The following is a 20,086-nucleotide window of genomic DNA, read 5'->3' as shown; positions in this document are numbered from 1 at the left end:
AAAATTTAAGCGTTTTTTTATTTGCCGTTAATCCTCCTTAAAGAGTGCTCTGCATACTTTTCTTCCGGTTGTCATGATCGCATTGCGCTCAGATCGACCAGCAAGATCAACAAAAACACTGAATGGAGGAAAATGATGAACTATCGGAATAATACACGGCACGCTATCTTGATGCTTCTCCTGGGCGTGATGACGCTCTTTTCGGGCTCTTTACAGGCATCCCAGGACAAGTTGCGCGATATCGACGGTAACGGCTACCGTACGGTCACAGTCGGGAAACAGGTATGGACGGCCGAAAATCTCAATGTGAGCCGCTACCGTAACGGAGATCCTGTCCGACATGCCGCAACACAGGAAGAGTGGCTCGATGCTGCCGCCAAAGGCGAAGGGGCATGGTGCTATTACGGCAACGACAGGGGAAATGAAGAAAAATACGGACGTCTCTACAACTGGTTTGCAGTTAACGATCCGCGCGGGCTGGCTCCAAAAGGGTGGCATGTACCCACCGATCAGGAATGGTCGGTACTGACCGCTTTTATTGGAGGCGAAGATGTCGCAGGCGGAAAAATGAAAGAGTCGAGGCGCTCTCTCTGGCGCACTCCGAACGAGGCTGCAACAAACTCCAGCGGATTCAGCGCGCTTCCGGGAGGGTTGAGGGGCATCGACGGCAACTTTATCTTTGGCAGAGAGAGCGCATATTTCTGGACCTCTACGGAGCATTCCCCTTCGTTTGCATGGTACAGGGTGCTCAACTACCATGCCGCAACGGCGGTAAGAAGCGGAGAGGAAAAAATCGACGGTATGTCGGTCCGTTGTGTTCAGGATTGATAGGAAGAAAAGACAATCAATCCTGATTCTGCGGTTCCGCCGACCGCACCCGGGGGACATCCGGAGGCCGCATCACAACAGGCTCGGGAATCACGGCTTCTTTTTCGGCCCATAGGGCGAGGTCTGGCCGCTGCCGTCGGAAACGCCGTCACCGGAATTCGGGGCTGGACCTTCGGATTGCGAGGAGTCGCCGGCACCTGCCGCAGGAGCCGGTTCTTCCTCCTGACCTCCGTTGAGGATCGCTCCTGTAATACCGGAAAGGAACCCGTCGAGCCCCGATCCATAGACAGGAATGGCCGTTCCGGCAGCCAGAAAAGCGGAAACCGCAAGAGCGGGAATGATTTTTTTCATGGTGCGCCTCATTGCTTTATACTGTTGGGGAAAAAGGGAGGGGCAGAGGAGTCGTCCCTGCAATACAGGCAAGTTAACGAACGCTTCATTTATTTGCACCCGTCGTCGCCGGATTTCCTCGATTTCCGTTTTTTTTCAGATTAAGTTTTCCGTCTCAATGCTTCATGACGGGAATTGTCCATACACAGTATTCGCCCTGGGTGAGCCAGGCAAGATTATTCCGGAAGAAAAAAATCTGTCTCCGGCAGCGGCAGGGGATTCCGCGCTTGCCGGGCTGTTCGCCCGGAAAGGCATCGAGGGAGCTTTGGCGCTTTCGTCGCTGAAGAGCGGGTGGACAATTGTGCACGATGAAGAACGGGCGAACCTGCGGTTTGTTGCGGCATCGACATTCAGGATTCTCAACACCCAAATCGACTCACCTGCGGTTTAAACGCCAAGGGGCTTTAATACCTTATACCTATGTTAAATAACCCGGTTTTCCATGTGAATTATTTTGCATAAAAACCGGACTTTATTTATGCTTGTTGGCATACATCATGTAAACCCTCGAAATAATTCATTGCCTCTGTCGGGAAAAGCCCGCAAGGTTACTTATTTTGCATCTTTTCCGGCAAAAAAGGCAAATATGTTTTTTCCTTTCACGCTCTGAGCGGAACTGTCGTTTCTGCCGGGAGAGCAGCCCAGGAAACGTGCATCCATCTTTCGCCATTGAGATGGAAATACAGCAAACCGACCGGTGATTACATCCGGCAACCGATCCGAATGGCAGAAACAGGTAAACGCAACCATTAAATAAACAAAAGATGAGGCTTGGCGTGCAGTCTTTTCCGTTTCGTGAGCAGACCTCCTGTAATCGGACGCTGCTGATGAAGCGGTTTTTCTCCGGTGCGGCATTTCTTATGAGTTTTCTTTTCTTTTCGGCACCTCTTTTCGCGGCGGGAATTGACGAACGCATCAACGACGCAATGGCACCCCTGACCTCCCAGGCGTTCAGGATCGTTTTCTTTTCCGTGACGCTGGGAGGTATAGAAATTCCATTTGTCCTTCTCATGCTGATCGTCACGGCTCTCAGCTTTACCGTCTACATGGGGTTCATAAACGTAAGGGGATTCGGTCATGCCATCGATCTCGTCCGCGGAGTTTATGATGCGCCGGACGGTCAGAAAGGCGAAGTCTCCCATTTTCAGGCTCTTAGCGCGGCACTGTCGGCGACCGTCGGACTGGGCAATATTGCCGGTGTGGCCATTGCAATTACCCTCGGTGGGCCGGGAGCCACGTTCTGGATGATTCTCGGCGGCCTGTTCGGGATGTCTACCAAGTTCGTTGAGTGCACACTCGGGGTCAAATATCGCAAGATCGGAGAAGACGGGTCGGTGTCCGGCGGCCCCATGTACTACCTCAGCAAGGGGTTTGCCGAAAAAGGCATGGCGCTTCCCGGCAAGCTTCTTGCCGTTTTCTTTGCCCTGATGTGCGTCGGCGGTTCTCTCGGGGGAGGCAATATGTTTCAGGCCAACCAGGCATTCAAGCAGGCCGTGATCGCCACGGGAGGCGAGCAGAGCCCGCTCTATCAGCAGGGATGGATATTCGGCATCCTGCTGGCTGTTCTTGTAGGGACGGTGATCATCGGTGGTATCAGAAGCATCGTCAAAGTGACCTCGAAACTCGTGCCGGCCATGGTTGCCATCTATATTTCAGCGGCGCTGTTCATCATTTTTTCTCATGTCTCTCTGCTTCCCCAAGCTTTTGCCAGCATTATAACCGGAGCGTTTTCACCTGATGCGATGTACGGCGGCTTCATCGGCGTACTTATTCAGGGCTTCAAAAGGGCCGCTTTTTCAAGCGAGGCTGGTCTCGGTTCCGCACCGATCGCGCACTCCGCCGTAAAAACGGACGAGCCCATAACCGAGGGGCTTGTGGCTCTTCTGGAACCGTTTATCGACACGGTCGTCATCTGTACCATGACAGCACTGGTGATCATCATTTCCGGTCTGTACGTCGAGCAGGGCATGGACGGCATCGCGCTCACTTCAAAAGCATTCGAACAGGTCATTTTCTGGTTTCCCTACATTCTGAGCGTCGCCGTCATGATGTTCGCCATTTCAACCATGATTTCCTGGTCCTACTATGGCCTGAAAGCCTGGACCTATATTTTCGGGGACAGCCATGTTTCAAGTGTCAGCTTCAAGGTGCTTTTCTGCGTTTTCATCGTTCTCGGTTCCGCAATGAACTTTTCTACTGTGATCGATTTTACCGATGCCATGATTTTCGCCATGTCGTTTCCGAACATCATCGGTCTCTATCTGCTCGCTCCCGGGGTCAAAAAAGATCTCGACTCCTATTTCGGGAAGCTGCGCGAGGGCAAAATCAGCCGTTTCAAATAGCCCCATATTGTTTATTGCATAAAACCCGTGTCGATCTGAACTATACCCTAACCTGATGTCAGGATCATTACCGGATTCGTGTCAGAATAGAGTGTGAATCCGCATTTGTTGACAGTTGAGATCAAAGGTCACAGAGTTCATCCTGACAACTGCCGATAGATGGAAATTGACCATTATGAACTACAGATCGTGATGGTCTGCAAGCATTTAACCAAAGTCTGGTTTTACCGTAAATGAGGTAAGTTTCCTTTTGGTAATGAAAAGAGGGCTTCATCTATCAACCTTTCAATTGTTTGATTTCGCTTTTTTAAAACGGTTATTTTAGACGATAATCAACACATTACTAAGTTCAATAAATATAAAAATGATTAAACCGCATACCTGTATCTATGAGAAAGTAGGATTTGAAGATTCATATGGAGAGCACATACTACAAAATTTTCTTGGTGCGAGGTGGGTTTCGAAAAAAATTGTTTGTAATGAGGCGCAGTCTCAGTTTGGGTCGTCCATTGATGTTGCACTTGAGAAGGGGTTACAGGAGTTTCGGAACCTGCTTGGATCCAAGGGTGGAAGAGGGGGCGATGGCCCGACTCTGAAGGGAATATCTGACACAGAAGGGGTTAAGTATAATCTCAAACCAGGTGGCATTCCTGAAGTTTCCGCACCGGTTATCAAGTCTCAAGAGATCCCATTTGGAACACATATTAAAGGAATAATTGGGAATACTAAACAGCTTGAATGGCTAGTTCATGAGCTCAATAAATATTGTCCCAATGCAAATATTGACCTTGCTCAAATTCGGGCCAATATAACATCCGAACAAGGATATTTGGAAAGTTATTTGCATTTACAGCCAACCATAGGGGGGGCAGACTATTTTCGTGGTCTACTGAAATCGGCATTCAATTTGCTTGGGGCTAATGCCAGCAATATAGCGCTCTTGCCCTGTTTTGATTGCGTGAGAAACTTTATTCTGAATGGTTCTGGGTCAGCAGATACATTTATTCGTTGGTACTCCTCGTTTCCAGAGACAGATATGATTCCTATTCTGAGTAACTTCGACCATTTTGTTTGTGTCTACTCAAACGGATGTAATGTTGATGGATTGGTACAATTTTTTGGAGGGATTGGCCATATCATCAGATTAGCAGATAGCTATGAGGGGGAAAAGTTTAAGTTCGGTTATTTAGTAAACCCACTAAGGGACTCTGAACCAGCTGAAACAAGAATACCAGATTTTAACTCAGCCTTGGTTCCTCAATTTGACGATGGGTATATAAAACCAGGGCAAGAAGTTAGGACGGTATATAAAGCAATAATTGATGCTTTTTTGATCAAATACAGTGAGTTATCCGTTAATAAGGAAATTTGTAGAATAATTGATGAGGAAATTAACTCAAATGATCAAAACGAAACAATACAACAAATCGGTGTCAAGATTGCGGAAAAGTTGGCGCTATTTATAGCCAGTCGTAATAATAGAAAGAACGAGATATGAGCCCAATAAACTGACTTACCTGGTTGTGGAAAATTTATTGAAAATATCTTGGAGTGAATACAATGACGATAGAAATTGCTTGTTCCAATAATAAGTAATATTGGTCTCAGTCTCACAAAACGGTCGTTTGATGAGACACGGAAAAGGGGAGCGAAACACCCCTCTTTTCGGGCCTTTTATGTCTTATAAAACCATTTCGTATTTCTATATTTCAGTAATCCGTTAAAATGGGTGCTTTTTAAGATTAGCAAGAGAATGTATGGAAGGACGATTGATCGGTTATGCCCGGATCTCGACTTCAGCCCAGGAACTGAACCTGCAGCTTGATGCTCTCAAACAAGAAGGCTGCAAAAAACAGCATATCTTTACAGACCAGATAAGCGGGGCGAAAGCTGACCGGCCGGGGCTTGCCGAGTGCATGAAAGAACTGAAAAAAGGTGATACCCTGATTATCTGGAGGCTGGACCGGCTTGGCCGTTCACTCCGGAACCTGATCGATATTGTCGAACAGTTGCAGAAAAGGGGAGTGGGATTCCGCTCAATAAATGACGGCGGCATTGATACCACTACGGCATCCGGTGAGATGATATTCAATATCTTCGGCACTCTGGCTCAATTTGAGCGTCGCCTTATTCAGGAGCGTACCCAAGCAGGCCTGACGGCAGCAAGAGCGAGAGGAAGAAAAGGTGGGAGACCGAAAATCTCGAAGGATGATCCGAAAGTGCAGATGGCCAAAAAGATGAGCAAGAATATGAGCATCAGTATCGGCGAGATCTGCAGCACGCTGAAGATCTCACGGGCGAGTTATTATCGGTTTCTGAAGATCGGGGAAAACAATTCAAATTGAAAATTATGCGGTTGCTGCATAAGGATGATAATCAACATCAAAACCATCCCATATAGCGACTTAAAGATACGATTTGATGCTGATTAGATGTATTTGTGAGGGAAAAGAAAATCTGTAGTATAGATAATATTTAATGTTCGGGAGTAGAAGATGACAGAAAAGCGCACGATTGGCTCTCGCTTGGTCACTGGTGGAATTGGGGCTGTGGCAGCATTCAGTCTTGGTTTCACTGTATTGAGTAGTTCCATAGGCTGGCAAGCCGACGGATACGGCGTCATTCCTCGCGTGGTCTTCGGGGTTGCCGTCGCATTTCTTGGGCTCTTGCTGGGCCTTGTCCTTTCAAGAAGGCTTGCACTCGGCTGCCTTTCAATGTGCCTTCTTGTTGCCGTCCCGTCATTCATCGGTAGTTTTGATGGCAGCCACAATACCAGCCGCATCGCCTCGCGATTCTCGATCGACAGCACAGACGCGCATCGCATTTTCCGTGACAACACTCACCGGGTATCCTTTCGTTACCCATCAAACTGGGAGTCTGTGCCACCCCAGCTGAAAGGAACGCTGGTCATGCTCCATGCTCAGGATGGTAGCTTCGCCACCTGCAATTTGTCTGTTCGTAGCGCTGACAGCAGTACCGTGGAGGAAATGGACGAGGCATACTGGAATTCGGTACTCTCCAAAGCCTATCCCGATGCAAAGGTCCGAAATGTCAGGTTTGTTGATGCTTTTGGAGATCGAAGGGTGATCATCGAGTATGACTTTACTTTGGTCACATCCTCTGCGCGAATCCCGGCATCTTCCCTTACCCTCGCAACTATTCGGGATGGCAAGCGTTATATGCTTATTCTCAACGCTAAAAAAGAACGAGTTGAACTGGTCCGTCCAGTGTTTGACATCATGGCAAGTACCCTGATGTTCGATACAGAATGAAAACATCCCGAACCAAACCTTGAACGGTACGGCCTAAAGGCCGCCCGCCAAGCCAGTCGTTGCTAGTACACTGCGTATGCCTGTAGCGCCCCTAACTAAAATGAAGGTCGATGACTGACAACACGAAGCTAAAGCCACTCGCCGAGCAGGTTCTTATCAGCGAAATCGTCATCCAATCGAAGTTCGCCGAGATGGCTGCTGATCGACTTGCCAAGTCCTCAGAATCAGTCGAAATCTGGGGTTCGATTCAATCGCTTTTAGTCGCTTTAGCTAACGTGTCAAAGATTCTCTGGCCTACCAGGAAAAAATACATGGCTCGCGGCAAGCAACTGCGAGAGCTTCTTGGTATAGATGACGACAACATACTTGCTGATCGCACCTTTCGAAATCACTTTGAACACTACGATGAACGGATTGAGGATTGGTTCGATAGCAACAACTCGGCCGTCTACATGGACTTTAGAATCGATCCCTTTGAACCAACGCGGTTGAGCCTGCCGCAGTTCTTCCACCGAAGTTACAACCCAATCAATGGAACGTTGTCCTTTCGAAACGAGTCCATCGATCTCGTCGCGGTTCTCGCTGCGCTCGCAGAGATTCGAGAGAAGTGCCGGTGCTTTGCCCCGCCTTAGACAGTCAAGCTGTATAACAAGGTGTAGTAGCGGACGGAGCAGGAAATAAAGAAGTATATCGTATTATGAAAGTAACCGACATCAATAGTCTCAGGAGCAAATCATTCAGGAAATGACGACGTTGTTATGCCGATCAGTATAAGAAGCGAAAATAAAACGAATTATTAGACATAAGTGTTTTATAATCTTGCAGTTAACAGAGGAACAAGTAGTTTTTCAATTGTGTATTATATGGGTTAGTTGTCAATAATCTGCAGTTTAGGGGGATCCAGTTAATTAATTGTGAGCCGCACAGAAAGCTTAACATGAAAATCTATCTCGATGAAAGCGGTCATACTGGCGCAGATCTTCTCTGTAAAGACCAGCCTTTCTTCGCAATTGCTGCCTGCTGGATGGATGATTGTGATTATTATGAAATTCGCGATAAAATATTTAATGGAGTACAGTCAGAGGAACTCAAATTCAAGTCAATAAAAAAACGCAAAAAGCCTGTTGGTTTAGAGCGGTTCATTCAATTTATTAGCGAAAAATCAGACCGCTATTGTGTTTACCTCGTTGATAAAAAAAGCATATTGATTGAGAAGTTTGTATTAGACTGCATTGAACCTGCTTACGCAGAAATGGGATTGGATATTTCTAAAGAAGGAGGAATAAGAGCCTATGCAAATTTACTTAATATATGCTTACCTAGTTATATGGGCATGGGTTGGTACAACCAATTTTTAAAGCTATATCAAAATCTCATTAGACAAAAAGACAAGCAAAGCATACTTGATCTTCATAAACATAGCTCGTCTGTTAAACCCGAGGCAGAAGAGTTTTTAAGACCGTTCTTAATGATGCCGCAATTATCCATAGAAGAAGTAAGATGTCAGGGATATAGAAGTGAAATATACGACGTAATTCTTTTGGGATTATTAGTTCACATTCGAAATGCTTTTAAAATAAAAAATTTTGAAATCCGTTACGACAATACTAAAGCGACTACCGACATTGCTTTAGGGGAACTGCTGAAAGGTCTCCAGAGCTATGATAGGAAAGTCGTGGTAAGCAAAGCTTGCATAGTTTACCCCGATATCAATATAGTTGATGTAAGATCCTGCGATTCAAAGATTGAGCCAGTTATACAAATAGCTGATCTGATAGCAGGATTGTTTGTTTATGCCACAAAACCATCCAAAGTAGGTGGGCCGTTATTTAGGCAGCTGATTGATACAATCAGCGATAAAAATATTATCTGCAAGAATTGTACAGCAGATGTTACACCAGAGCAACTTGGAACTAGAGGAGCGGACGGGTGCATTACTGTTCACTCAGAGCAAATTAAAAAAAAGGGCTAACAATTTTCTTTACCTGACCGGTGTTCCGCTGCCGCTCCATACCGTTAGCTGAGCGAAGTTGGGCTTCAAGTCTGGTCCATAATTCGATTTAATAGGTATTTTTTCCTCAGAGACACTTTGGATATGCCGGGGTATCGAACGGGTAGCAATCGCTTGATCTTTAAGAGAAGGCTTTGAAGACCGCTGGAGTTACAATAGACACCAGAAAATTTTTGGGTACCTTGGGCTGCAATGCCCCGCGGCTGATGACTCCAAAACTCATCGGACGTCTGACTTTCGGCATGCCGCGAGGCGCTCCTCGAGCGCCCTTGCCAACGGCATACCGCATTGCACCAAAATATCGACAATCGCGGTGACTTCCACGCTGTCAAGTATCTTTGATGAAACTGGCCCATTGAGTAGCGCCTTGTCGATCCAGTTGCATATGCGCTGTCCGATCCCGTGATCGATCCAGAACTCAGCATTTGCGCCATGTACCCGCCACCACGCCATCACAGCACGATTCATGAACATCAGCCGATTCACATGCGGCTCGACCTCCAGCAGTCCGAGGTAGGCTATAGCAACAAACAAAGATCCTGCTGCCTGCTCGACTAATTGCATAAGCATGGGCAGGAGTATGTCAACGCGGGTGGCTCCAGGGATAAGGACATAGCAGTGAGGCCCTCTTCCCCTTTGGTGCTCTCCCATAAACATCGCCGCAACCGCCTCGGCGAGATGAATCTCTATTGTCACGGAACGTTCGGACGCCAAATTGCGCCATAATCGGGTCTCAATGAGCTGCTTTGCCAGCGCTTCTCGGATCGATATTGCAGTACTGTCTGATACCACTTCGTCGTTTAACCATAGCTGATCCAGCTCATGTAGCACAGCTTTTACGGCATCAAAGAATCGTTCTTCCGGCAATTTGGCGAGAGGATCTATCACGTATTCCACAATGCCTGTGTCTCCAACCGAGACTGCGGCAACAAGTGTGGCAGCGAAATAGGTATCGTTCCATTCGTATGCCAGTTCGCCAGGCTCCTCATCTGGCTCACAACCCACACCATTCGCACCTGCGGTCCAAGGCCAGCAATGACGCACCAACCCACAAAGCAGATCGGGACGAGCTGTACGCCAGAGTTCAACAGCCAGCGACAACCATTTCGACGCTAATGCCGCGTCAAACGCGAATACGCGCAACGGAACATTGGATCGTTTCTGTCGAGTCCGCTGTTCGCCTAGGGATAAACTTTGTCGTTCTTTGGGAGGCTGCGGATCGGGCAGTTCAGGCCAGCATGGCTCCGGACACTCGCCCTTCAGCCATTGCAATTCTGCCGTTACCGCGCTTTGCAGTCTTATTTTCTCGGCCTTCTTCCGCACTGTATCACGCGCTTGCTGACGCAAGAGATAGTCGTCGATGTTGTCGAAGTTATCGTAGTCGCGCATCAGCACAGCATAGATAGAAGATATAAAGCCAAGGCGAATCAGCGACCGTGTGAGTTCCGGGCGCAACGGGCGCTGTGATGCCACTTCGGCACGGAGCACTGAAGCCATTCCCGTATCGCGTCGAACCGCCAAGTGAAGCAAGTGCGGCAAGTCCCCATGTTCTGGATCGTCTCGATATGCGGCTAGGAACCCTACGGCCGCAATCGCGGACATGTTGAATGGCAGTTGCTTTGCGTACCCACTATTTTCAGGTTCGCGCATCACCACTTCTTCAAGTTGTGCGCGTGCCCAATCACCCTGCACGGCCTTCAATTCCTGCGAACCATCGCGCATCAACAGTGCGGCAACGATTAGCCGTGTGCGCTCGATTCGTTCTTGCTCGTCCTTGTCCGGATGAGTCTGAGACGCTGAAACGGCGCCTCTCGCCCAAAGCACGCCCTGCTCTAGAAGCTGAGACGGACAGAGCTGTTCAGTTAGGGCTTGGATAAGTTGCACGCTAATTGCAACCTCATCGACACCTTGCTTTGCCTTCTTTTGGAGTTCTGCAAATAGCCGTTCTTCGTCGATGGGGTGCACATACTCGAAGGTCATTTGGCCGTTCTCATCCTTGGCTAACTGCACATAGTTTGCGGAATCAAGCTGATTCAGCGCACTCATTGCGGCAAACCTCGGATCGGTCATACCACGGCTTTTGCCATCCGGCGCTCCGACTCGTGCAGCCTCTTCTATTAGCGAATGCTGCATTGCCTCGCGAACCTCTGCAGGACCATGCAATCCGTATTCATGGAGTACAGCGTCGAGCGGTATGCGGCGCGATGGAAGGCGCTGCAATCTCTCCAGCTGGAACACACCAGTCGGCTCAGGGTGTACCCAGAATGTTTGCAAGCTGTTGCTGTTTACGGTGTCTAAGGCAAAGCGCTCACGATCAAGCGCCAGCAACTCAGCCGATGCGGTAAACGGCCACAGGCACTCTCGGGTCTTTGGCCAGTGTGACAACATGACATCGAGCGCGACAAGCAGATAGGCTGATGGTGATCCTTCAGGGCCAAGAACATCATCGATCACCTCCTGCACAGAATCCTCTCTTTCGATTCGAAGGTGCGCCCACGCTTCCAAGGCCATAAGAGCCGAGGCGACAATGCTGCTGCCCTGCGAGCGGGACCACATATAGGATTGGTAACAAGGAAACGAGCGCTGCCCGCTGGGAAGCGGAATCTCGATGCTGTTGTCGTGTGGCTCACGACCGCAAGCACGCAGCTTTACGGCGTGCGCTACGATGCCGTGCACCAGCCGAAGTCCTTGCTCCTTGTCCGCCTGGAGCAGTAAGAGAAAAGGCGCACGCGCCGGCGATGCAGGAAAATACTCAAGGTCCCATGGCGAGAACACGTCCCGCATCAGTAACCCTTGATCATGTTCTTCATTGCCCTTTTTTGTCAAGACTTGCAGGAAAAGATCGGCCATGGCCTGCGGCGCAGCATAAGTCGCTGTACCCATGAACTGCAGTAACTGGCGAAATAGAACGTGCCGATGTGGATGGTCAGCTATTCCGCGAAGATAGGACTCTGTGTCTGAAGGCCGAAGCTTGCACCATAGGAGAAAAGCAGTACGAAGATCGTCCTCCTGTGCAGTCGTCATCGCCAATCCCGGTGCGTTCTTTGCAGCCATCCACGCTTGGAAGTCTAACGCCTTTGGGTGGTTTTTCGCCTCAACCTCTACCAGCCAAGCATATAAACGTGCTACAAGGAGAGGTGACAACGCGTCCCGCCCCAAAAACGCACTGCACCAGCGACTGTAGATGTCGACAAATTGCGGTACTGCAGCGTGGGGCAGACTGTCCCCGATTGTGAGCGACCAATTTATCAGGTTACCCCACGCCGGACCGTTCGGCACGACGAAGTCATCGGTGAGCTTGCTCGTGTCGGCACCCAGTGCCACCCAGAGTGGCGCAGCAGCCTGCGAGTCGACGGTGATAGCCGCGCGAACGAGATCAGCAAGTGATTCTGCGTTGTCCACGGCCAGTGCGGGCAAGCAGCGAGTCAGAACCTTTTCCGATCGCTCCGAATGTGCAAGAGCGAGCAAGACAGTACGTCTCCATGAACCGTGCGTACCCGCCACACTCACCTGATCAAGCAGAAACCGCCATGCCGTCTCGTCGACGGTGTTCTCCGCATGCAACCGCGCAGCAAGCTCAACGCCGCGCACGAGGTGCACTGGTGCTGGGGCTTCCAACTCTAACGTAGCGAAATGTTCCGGCTCTTGATACAGTAGGCAACCGATCGCCCAATCACGCAGCACTTCGTGCGCGGGCTCTACGCGAACCGAGCTGAGCGCACGGAGTGATCCGCTCTCGATCAACGCAGTGACCGCATCCGCCGGTGAGGTGCTGGTGTCCATCGGAGCCGACGAGGCCAGTGAATGCAGCGCCAGCGACCGAAGCTGGCGACAGCGTTCCATCCGACAGTTTGCCTCTGCCGAGTCGCCTGTAGTCCACCACTGCAACGCCATTTGCGCTTCGCTGAAGGGCGCCGCGTCTTCGGCGGCCACGCTGCGCGCCAGCCGATCCAGGCGGTACAAGTTGCGCACCAGCTTCTCGGCAGGATGCCCATGCCGCAGAAGCGCGGCGAGTGCGGGGTCCGCATCCCGAAGCCAAGCCACCTCGTCATCGCCGAGCTCATTCATGACCAACGGTGACGCTTTGCCGAGATCCTGCAGTGCCTGCGCCGGCAGCCACGAGCGCGCATCGGCATCGAAGTCCAGCCGAGCCGTGACCACGACGCGGAACCCGCGCACATTTGCTGCCGCACGGATCAAATCTGCGACAGTAGCTTTCTGACTGCGGTCGTCAAAACGATCTATACCATCAATAAAAAGGGTGCTTCCTCCATCACCTGCCAAGTCCGTAAGGAACTCATGAGCCGAAACCTGACAGCCGAGCAGTGACGCCAATGCTACCCAGCCACCACCAGGTATACGGTGTGGGGCTATAACAAAGATTCTGGACTCGAAGCCTATGCGCTGTGCGAGGTCCTTCAGTATTCCCGATTTGCCAACTCCACCTGCACCAAGAATTTCGAGGTATCTGCCCTGCTCAAGATTTGAAAGAGCTGTAGTAACAAGGCCGCCTCGCTCGATTGCCACCCCATGCACACGCGAGTCAATGGTGGCCAACGCGTTCTCTGCTATCCCTGCGAGTTGCTCGCGAGCGACATGCAAGCTTCGATTGCCCGCGAGACGATAACCACGCTCGCTGGTGAGGCGCTCGCGTAGCGTGGTTGCATTCATACTCCCACCAACGGCGTCGACTTGCAGCGCGATCTGCTGAAGCGAGTCCCACAGCTCACCAGCTCGCATAGCATCCTGCGGGACGAGCTGCATCACGCAGCGATCATGCGCAAGCAGTGTGCAGATTGAGCCTGACTGCTCAAAGTCAAACGCCAGCACCTGAAAGCGAGACAGCAGCAACCGCACCGCCCTGTCGTCATGAGCTGCGCCGGCCTCGCGCATGTGGTTGCGGAATGCGCCAACGAACTCACGCATTGCCAGATGCGAGGCACCGGGCTGGTTCAGGCGGCGGAAGAAGCCTTCAGCGTCCTGGTACTCGCGCGCCCACTTTAGCACCTCTTGGATGTGCTGCTCGATTTTGGTGGACGTACGGGCAATCGCCACCGCAAGTTCGTAGCGCGTCGTCTCAAACTCGGACTTGGCCACAGCCCGGCAAGCCAGCGCGACCAATTCTGCAAAAGTATGGTCTCTAGCAGTAAATTTGATCGTTCGCTTCGCCTGTAGTTCAAGCGTGGCTGGACGCCCTTGGCGGTCATGCCCGATGACGATGACGTCATCCATCGGATTGTTGAAGCCAGCCCGTTGGAACGCTACACTCGTAACCATAACGCCCGGCAGTCCACGTGCTTCCCCGCCTGACAGCAACGGTAAAAGGTACTGTGCCCCAACATGGCCCTCTAGCCGAGAGCCGGCAGGTCCTGTAGCTGCTGGACTGGTAGTTGAATTCATGATGTTGGGTATGGGTTATAACGATCTCCGCAAAACAATTTTTTAAGACTTTGTTTAGTATCTACATATCGCAAATAGCATCTATAAAAACGTCCCTTTTCTTTACATAATTTATAAATTAAGCATCAGACATAAATCATATTCGCTTAAGCATTTAGTTAACCGCGTTGGTTGTCATCCCCAACTGTCGAGCGGTTTCGGCCAGTGATATAACATATGCGAAAACTGCCTTTCTCGCCAGCTCTTTTGGAGCCTGCCTGCTCACGAAACAGATATAATAGAATGCTAAACCGTTTTGGAAAACTTGATCCCGTAAGTGGATAGAAACTAAAAGAGCATGGCTGCAACCGAGCTGTTTTCTGTCCAAACTCAATCAAATGGATGACCTCCTTGTGTTGAGTGAGCCCGAGTAACGTGCATTTTTCAATATTTTACCCTGAACGTTGGGCTTTCCTCTGGCCTACTTTTCCTTCGGTCATAGAGCTGTAGTGGACCCGGATTTTCAGACAAGTGTTTAAGGTGGTAACTTGCCCAAAAAAGGGACAAGTTATGAGCGAAAAGCAACGCAAAAGTTTTACGGCACAATTCAAGGCCAAAGTGGCGCTTGAGGCAATCAGGGGCGAAAAAACCCTGAACGAAATCGGTCGGGAATTTGGTATCCACCCGAATCTGGTTGGGCAATGGAAGCGTGAGGTTCAAGAGCATGCGGCCGGTCTCTTTGAGGCCAAGCGCGGCCCGAAGCCGGTCGATCCACTTGCAGATCCGGAAAAGCTTTATGCTGAAATAGGTCGGCTCAAAGTTGAGTTGAGTTGGCTCAAAAAAAAAGTCGATCCGTACCTATGAAAGCGCGTAAAAACTGGATCAGCGACAAAGAACAGTTGTCGGTATCTACCCAATGTGAACTTGCCGGAGTAACCCGGTCAGGGTACTACGGGCAAAGTAAAAGCCTCATGCCAAATACTGAAGATCTGGAACTGATGAAGCTTCAGGTGGATCAAGCAGAACCTGAAAATCAAGTCATTCCTCGGCACCAGCCAGAACGCCGTATTGACGCAGATCTGGGTGGCCATGTGTTATTACCTGCTGGTATCGTACATCAAATTCCAGACTAAATACCGCCACTCTTTACAGGAACTGACTCGAATGATCGCTGCTGTACTCATGGAGCATCGCCTGTTGATAGATATTTTGTCTCTCAAAGAACAATTGCTCAAAAAGGTGAGGGATCCCGTCATGCAAATGGCCTTATTTTAACCGGACACTACTGTTGTGCATTTTCTTTTGAAGTATTATGAGTAAATAGATATCAGTGATATATTGGTATCATTATCCAATAGTGTCTTCCCCATGTTGATATAACTATTGAGGTGCTCATCCATGCCTACACGTTTTTCTCTTCGTTTTTGCTGCCTGTTATTGAGTCTCTTGTTTGTCTCGCATCAGTCTGAAGCAGTCGAACAGAATAACTCGCTACCAGCAGGCCAGATCCCATTGATTGAAGACCAACCACCTGGTCTGTCCACAGCGTTATCGAGTGACAACATCATGCTCCGGCAGGCGTCGAGTGTGCTGGAATCCATGAAGACCAAAGCTGAAGCAGGCCTTGATCCCGACCTGCCATCGATCGAATCATTGCTGCCCACGGTACGTTTCGCTTTTGCGGATGGCACAATCAACGGAAGTATCGCACCGGAATCAAGCAGTCTTTCGTACTGGGGCAGGCGGCAGTACTTCCTGGCTGATATCGGTTTGGGGTATTACAAGCCCGGCTGGGGAGAGGGAGGCCTTCGTGGCAAAGCGGGAATGGCCAGCCTGCTGGGCAGCCATGCTGCCGCCGGGTTATCGGTAACCCTTGACGAGCATCTTCTTGACGTGGTAGTCAATACGCTCTGGCAGACTCCGATTGACGGTCTGCAGCTGAAAGCATCCGGTGGTTATCTCCGTGGAGAGAAAGCGTTCACCTTTCTGTCAGGTTCTGCCATGCAGGATCTTGATCAATACAGCTGGGTTATTGGTGCTGATTGGATCACGTCCGATGAAGCTGCCGATACCGGGCTCCATGCAGTTGGAATAAGCCTCTGGGGAGCGCGTGCCGATGAAGACTCGCATGATGATCCGGTATACTTCATGAAAGAGAGCGCAGAAGCGTATACGCTGTATCGCGATCCGCTGGAGCTCAGCGAAGGAAGGCTGTTTGGCGTGGCAGCAACCGCACAGGCAGCCTTACATGAAAATCTTGTCACCAAAATCTCCGTCGGTTACGAATCGCTGGAATATCCTTTTGCCGATGGCTCGAAAGAAACCCACCGATCGCTCTATGGCGATCTGTCGGTAGTCTGGGAACCATGCGAAGAGATCAGCCTCAATGCGGGGTTGAAAAAAGGGAGCAGTGAAGAGCGCTTCAGCCTTGGAGCAGGGTTCGGTCCGATACGCATCAGTTCGTGGTACAGCGCCGGAGAAACCGGTCTTGAAGACGACAAAGGGATGATGCTCACCTATGCGCTTGGTCTGGGTTCCGGCACACAGAAAACCAGGCTGGCCGGCCGGATGCGGCCAAGAAGAAGCAACGGAGAAAGCGCCATGCTGTTGCAGGTTCAGCAGCGCCCGCAGCAGATGCCTCTGACCTTTCTGGCAAAGGTTGACGAAACAGCCGTAAGCGCTGATGCCGTCATTGAGAAATCAGGTCTCGACGGCAGTGCGTCGGTAGATCAGCAGGGCGATATTCATATTATGGTAGGCAACGGTACTCCACACATAGACCTTGTCCTGCGCAATGGCGTATCATTCGCATACGCGGGAACCATCGAATCTACCGCAAGCGACATCGTCATCCGTACGAAGCGCTTGCCGCAGATCGCCGCAACCTATCTCATCAGGGTTAGTTCCGATGACAAGAATTATACCATTAAAATGGAAACCGAATAATCCGCCCACATCCATGAGAGGACTTCGCAAGACAAGCCGGCTGAAAAGCATACCGGGAAGTATCGTATGCTTTATGAGCATCATACTCCAGCTGCACACTGCACAGGCCGTTACCATCCGATCGATAACGGTTGATCAGGACCGGATTGCAGCCAACAGCGCGATACAGCAAAGCGGTATAGCAGGCAGTGCGGTAGCTGAAGCACCAGCAGTCAGGATTACCGATGCATTCGGTAACCCGGTATCGGGTATCGACGTTGTTTTCGGAATCACGGCAGGTGGCGGCAGCATCACGGGCAATACGACCGTGACGACCGGTCCAGATGGCATCGCGAGCATTGAAGGCTGGACACTTGGCGCAATTGCAGGAGTCAATACTATCGAAGCATCCAACTCCGGATATGCCGGTTCTCCGGTCACGTTCACGGCCACCGGCACAGCCGGAGCGGCGGCAAAGGTCGTACTGACACGCGAGTCCGCAGGCACGGCATCAGGATCGGCATTCACGACGCAGCCGCAGGTCACGATCCAGGACGCTGAGGGCAACACCGTCAGCAGTTCGCAAGCCCAGGTAACGGCCACGGTCAGCACAGGCGGCACGCTGGTAGGCGCCTCAACGGTGACGGCCACGAACGGCGTCGCCACCTTCACGGATCTCGGCATCAGCGGCACGGCAGGCATCCAGTATACGATCACCTACAGCGCAGCAGGGCTTATAGCAGCCACCCAGGACGTGACCGTCAGTACCGGAGCGGCGGCAAAACTGGCAATAACAACCCAGCCGGTCGGCGGTACGAGCGGTAGTGCTCTGGCCACGCAGCCGGTTATCGAGGTACAGGATGCAAGCGGCAATGTCGTGACCAGCAGCACGGCAACAGTGAGCGTTGCCATCAAGAGCGGCACAGGCGGCACGCTTGGCGGCACCAAATCGGTAACGGCCAGCAACGGCGTCGCGACCTTCAGCGGCCTGAGCCTTGCCGGAACAGCCGGAACAGCATATACCCTTGAGTTTACAGCACCCGGCCTGACAGTTGTTACCTCCGCTGACCTGACGGTGTGCGGAGCGGCGGCAAGCCTGATGATCGAGACGCAGCCCGCTGGCGCCCAGAACGGGAGCAGTCTGGGAACCCAGCCCGTGATTCAGGTCGTGGACGCAAGCGGCAACCCGGTTCCGGTTGCAAACGTGCAGATAACGGCGTCACTGCCGAGCAGTAAAGGCGATCTGACGAACCCTACGGCAACAACTGGAGCAGACGGCAAGGCGACCTTTGTTGACCTGACCTATACCAGCAACTTCACGACCGCAAGTACGGCGTACAGCATCAAGTTCAGTGTACCAGGCTTGACAGAAGTGAGCTCCAGTACAGTCAACTTCACGCTGGCGACCGGCCAGAAATACCAGGGCGGCTACATCGCCTATCTTGGCGCCCCATACACCAATGGCCTTATCGCGGCTCCTGAATACACTGATAAGAATTTACTATGGGGCGGCTATGGCACTGCAACCCTCGCCTATGACCAGGGTCTCGGCTTCGGTGCGAAAAACACGAACTTAATTGTGACTACGCTTGGAGCAAGCTCAAACTATGCCGCCGGGTACTGTAACAATTTGAGTGCCGAAGGTTACACAGACTGGTACCTGCCGAGCAGAGACGAGCTGGACAAGCTGTATGATAATCTTAAGTTCCATCAAATAGAGGGTTTTGCTGACACCCTCTACTGGAGTTCGTCGGAGATCGACGCGCTCAATGCGCGCATGCAGTACTTCGACGACTATGGCATGCAGAGCTACCTCCCCAAGGACACCGGCTTCAAGGTACGGGCGGTGCGGGCTTTTTAAACGATTAATCCATTCGTCAATTTCACGGGTGTGCAGGTGGAATATGCCCCCCTTGCCGAGAATTGCGATATATGGCACTCTACTATGAACTTCCGGCTACTGCGATATGTATGCACTTATCCTGAAGATCTTTGAGTATACGAAGAGCTTTCCTCGGGAGTACAAATACACGTTGGGGCAGGATCTGAAGCGCGACAGCATGGTGCTGGTGCGACACATCTATCGTGCCAACAAGGCGAAGGACAAACAGATATTTCTTGAGGCGTTTCTGGATGATTTCGAACTGCTGAAGCTTGAAATTCGCCTCTCGGTGGATATGAAGGTACTCTCCCTGAAGCGGCAGGCTGAAATCGCCGCGCTCATGGAGTCGATCGGCAGACAGGTTACCGGGTGGCACAACGCTTCCCGGTAATGCCGCACTCCGGCTCGCCAAGGCAGGCCGGAGTGCGCAAGGCTTGGTTCAAAAGCGGCGGGGCGGGGAGCCGGCCTGGCAGTTCGCCGGGCGGTACAGGAGATGGCGGAAAGATGCCTTTTCGTCATGATGCAGCTTCTGCTTTGTTGCTGTTGGCGGTTTTGCTGACAACAACTACTGGAGTTCTTCGTAGAACAATGCAAACAACGCGTGGAACCAGAACTTCGGCAATGGCGACCAGAACGACAACAACAAGAACAACAACAACCGTGTTCGAGCGGTGCGGGGTTTTGAACCGGCAGGCATGCGGCCCGGATCGCCAGTTTTCCGGGTCGTTGCCATGTTGAGCGGCCGATCGGGACAGCTCGACCTGTTCCGTAACATGCCGATCCCGCAGGCAAGCGGTTCGATCAGCCTTGAGAAGAGCTGTTCGAAGCCTATGCGTCCTGCAGGAAGCACAAGCGGCGCACTGCAAGTGCCCTTGCTTTTGAAGTCGATTACGAGGAGGAACTCTGCCGGTTGCTGAAAGAGATTATTACTCCGGCAATTAAAGGACTCAACCCTTTGCATACCGAACGCTTGGGTGATCAAATAGTTTTTCTACCTGTTCCGGCGTCTTCTGCAGATGCCTCAAATGTGAAACGGTCTTCTTCCGAATCGCATCTT

Annotated in this window: 16 protein-coding genes; 13 read left to right on the top strand and 3 right to left on the bottom strand. The window is 51.1% G+C overall.

All coding sequences use genetic code 11. The annotated features are described in order from the left end of the window. Positions 1-171: 171 nt before the first annotated feature. Positions 172-828: a fibrobacter succinogenes major paralogous domain-containing protein gene (locus K4305_RS10510; protein ID WP_331562478.1), complete on the top strand. Its 657-nt coding sequence runs from the start codon at positions 172-174 to the stop codon at positions 826-828. Positions 829-918: 90 nt separating this feature from the next. Here K4305_RS10510 and K4305_RS10505 read toward each other — a convergent pair whose 3' ends face one another. After that, on the bottom strand, positions 919-1,179 hold the full coding sequence (locus tag K4305_RS10505; RefSeq protein WP_331562389.1) for a hypothetical protein: 261 nt from the start codon (positions 1,177-1,179) through the stop codon (positions 919-921). Between the two features lie 157 nt (positions 1,180-1,336). Between K4305_RS10505 and K4305_RS10500 the strand changes: the two genes are divergently transcribed. The 7 genes from K4305_RS10500 (at position 1,337) to K4305_RS10470 (ending at position 8,804) form a co-directional block, all read left to right on the top strand. Next, positions 1,337-1,609, top strand: a complete 273-nt coding sequence (locus K4305_RS10500; protein ID WP_331562388.1) for a hypothetical protein — start codon at positions 1,337-1,339, stop codon at positions 1,607-1,609. Positions 1,610-2,045: 436 nt separating this feature from the next. Continuing rightward, a complete protein-coding gene (locus K4305_RS10495; RefSeq protein ID WP_442880473.1) occupies positions 2,046-3,560 on the top strand; it encodes an alanine/glycine:cation symporter family protein in 1,515 nt (504 codons plus the stop codon). A 364-nt stretch (positions 3,561-3,924) separates the two neighbouring features. Next, a complete protein-coding gene (locus tag K4305_RS10490; RefSeq protein WP_331562385.1) occupies positions 3,925-5,058 on the top strand; it encodes a hypothetical protein in 1,134 nt (377 codons plus the stop codon). A gap of 259 nt (positions 5,059-5,317) precedes the next feature. Next, the gene (locus K4305_RS10485; RefSeq protein ID WP_331562384.1) at positions 5,318-5,905 is read left to right on the top strand and encodes a recombinase family protein; all 588 of its coding nucleotides are present in this window, start codon (positions 5,318-5,320) and stop codon (positions 5,903-5,905) included. A gap of 150 nt (positions 5,906-6,055) precedes the next feature. Continuing rightward, positions 6,056-6,832 (top strand): hypothetical protein, encoded by a 777-nt coding sequence (locus K4305_RS10480; protein ID WP_331562383.1) that lies wholly within the window; start codon positions 6,056-6,058, stop codon positions 6,830-6,832. Between the two features lie 110 nt (positions 6,833-6,942). Further along, positions 6,943-7,464, top strand: coding sequence for a hypothetical protein (locus K4305_RS10475; protein WP_331562382.1), 522 nt, complete (start codon positions 6,943-6,945; stop codon positions 7,462-7,464). Positions 7,465-7,769: 305 nt separating this feature from the next. After that, complete coding sequence (locus tag K4305_RS10470; protein WP_331562381.1) at positions 7,770-8,804, top strand: DUF3800 domain-containing protein; 1,035 nt, start codon at positions 7,770-7,772, stop codon at positions 8,802-8,804. A gap of 258 nt (positions 8,805-9,062) precedes the next feature. Here K4305_RS10470 and K4305_RS10465 read toward each other — a convergent pair whose 3' ends face one another. After that, positions 9,063-14,075 carry a hypothetical protein gene (locus tag K4305_RS10465; RefSeq protein WP_331562380.1) on the bottom strand — a complete coding sequence of 1,671 codons (5,013 nt, stop codon included), beginning with the start codon at positions 14,073-14,075 and terminating at the stop codon, positions 9,063-9,065. A gap of 717 nt (positions 14,076-14,792) precedes the next feature. Here K4305_RS10465 and K4305_RS10460 point away from each other — a divergent pair. The 5 genes from K4305_RS10460 to K4305_RS10440 all read left to right on the top strand — a co-directional run bounded on the left by K4305_RS10460 (position 14,793) and on the right by K4305_RS10440 (position 19,420). Further along, a complete protein-coding gene (locus K4305_RS10460; RefSeq protein WP_012466248.1) occupies positions 14,793-15,086 on the top strand; it encodes an IS3 family transposase in 294 nt (97 codons plus the stop codon). Then, entirely contained in the window at positions 15,083-15,355 is a 273-nt protein-coding gene (locus K4305_RS10455) for a hypothetical protein (protein ID WP_331562378.1), read from the top strand. Before K4305_RS10460 ends, K4305_RS10455 begins: the two co-directional genes overlap by 4 nt. 379 nt (positions 15,356-15,734) lie before the next feature. After that, complete coding sequence (locus tag K4305_RS10450) at positions 15,735-17,168, top strand: hypothetical protein (RefSeq protein WP_331562376.1); 1,434 nt, start codon at positions 15,735-15,737, stop codon at positions 17,166-17,168. Positions 17,169-17,181: 13 nt separating this feature from the next. Beyond that, the gene (locus K4305_RS10445) at positions 17,182-19,008 is read left to right on the top strand and encodes an Lcl domain-containing protein (RefSeq protein ID WP_331562375.1); all 1,827 of its coding nucleotides are present in this window, start codon (positions 17,182-17,184) and stop codon (positions 19,006-19,008) included. Positions 19,009-19,114: 106 nt separating this feature from the next. Continuing rightward, the gene (locus K4305_RS10440) at positions 19,115-19,420 is read left to right on the top strand and encodes a four helix bundle protein (protein WP_331562373.1); all 306 of its coding nucleotides are present in this window, start codon (positions 19,115-19,117) and stop codon (positions 19,418-19,420) included. A 174-nt stretch (positions 19,421-19,594) separates the two neighbouring features. Here the strand turns inward: K4305_RS10440 and K4305_RS10435 are convergent, their stop codons facing one another. Beyond that, the gene (locus tag K4305_RS10435; protein ID WP_331562372.1) at positions 19,595-19,990 is read right to left on the bottom strand and encodes a hypothetical protein; all 396 of its coding nucleotides are present in this window, start codon (positions 19,988-19,990) and stop codon (positions 19,595-19,597) included. Between the last annotated feature and the right edge of the window lie 96 nt (positions 19,991-20,086).

This window comes from Chlorobium sp., assembly GCF_036528655.1.
Classification (GTDB): Bacteria; Bacteroidota; Chlorobiia; order Chlorobiales; family Chlorobiaceae; genus Chlorobium.
The sequence above is the reverse complement of the archived record's forward strand: the minus strand, read 5'-3'. Positions and strand labels throughout refer to the sequence as shown.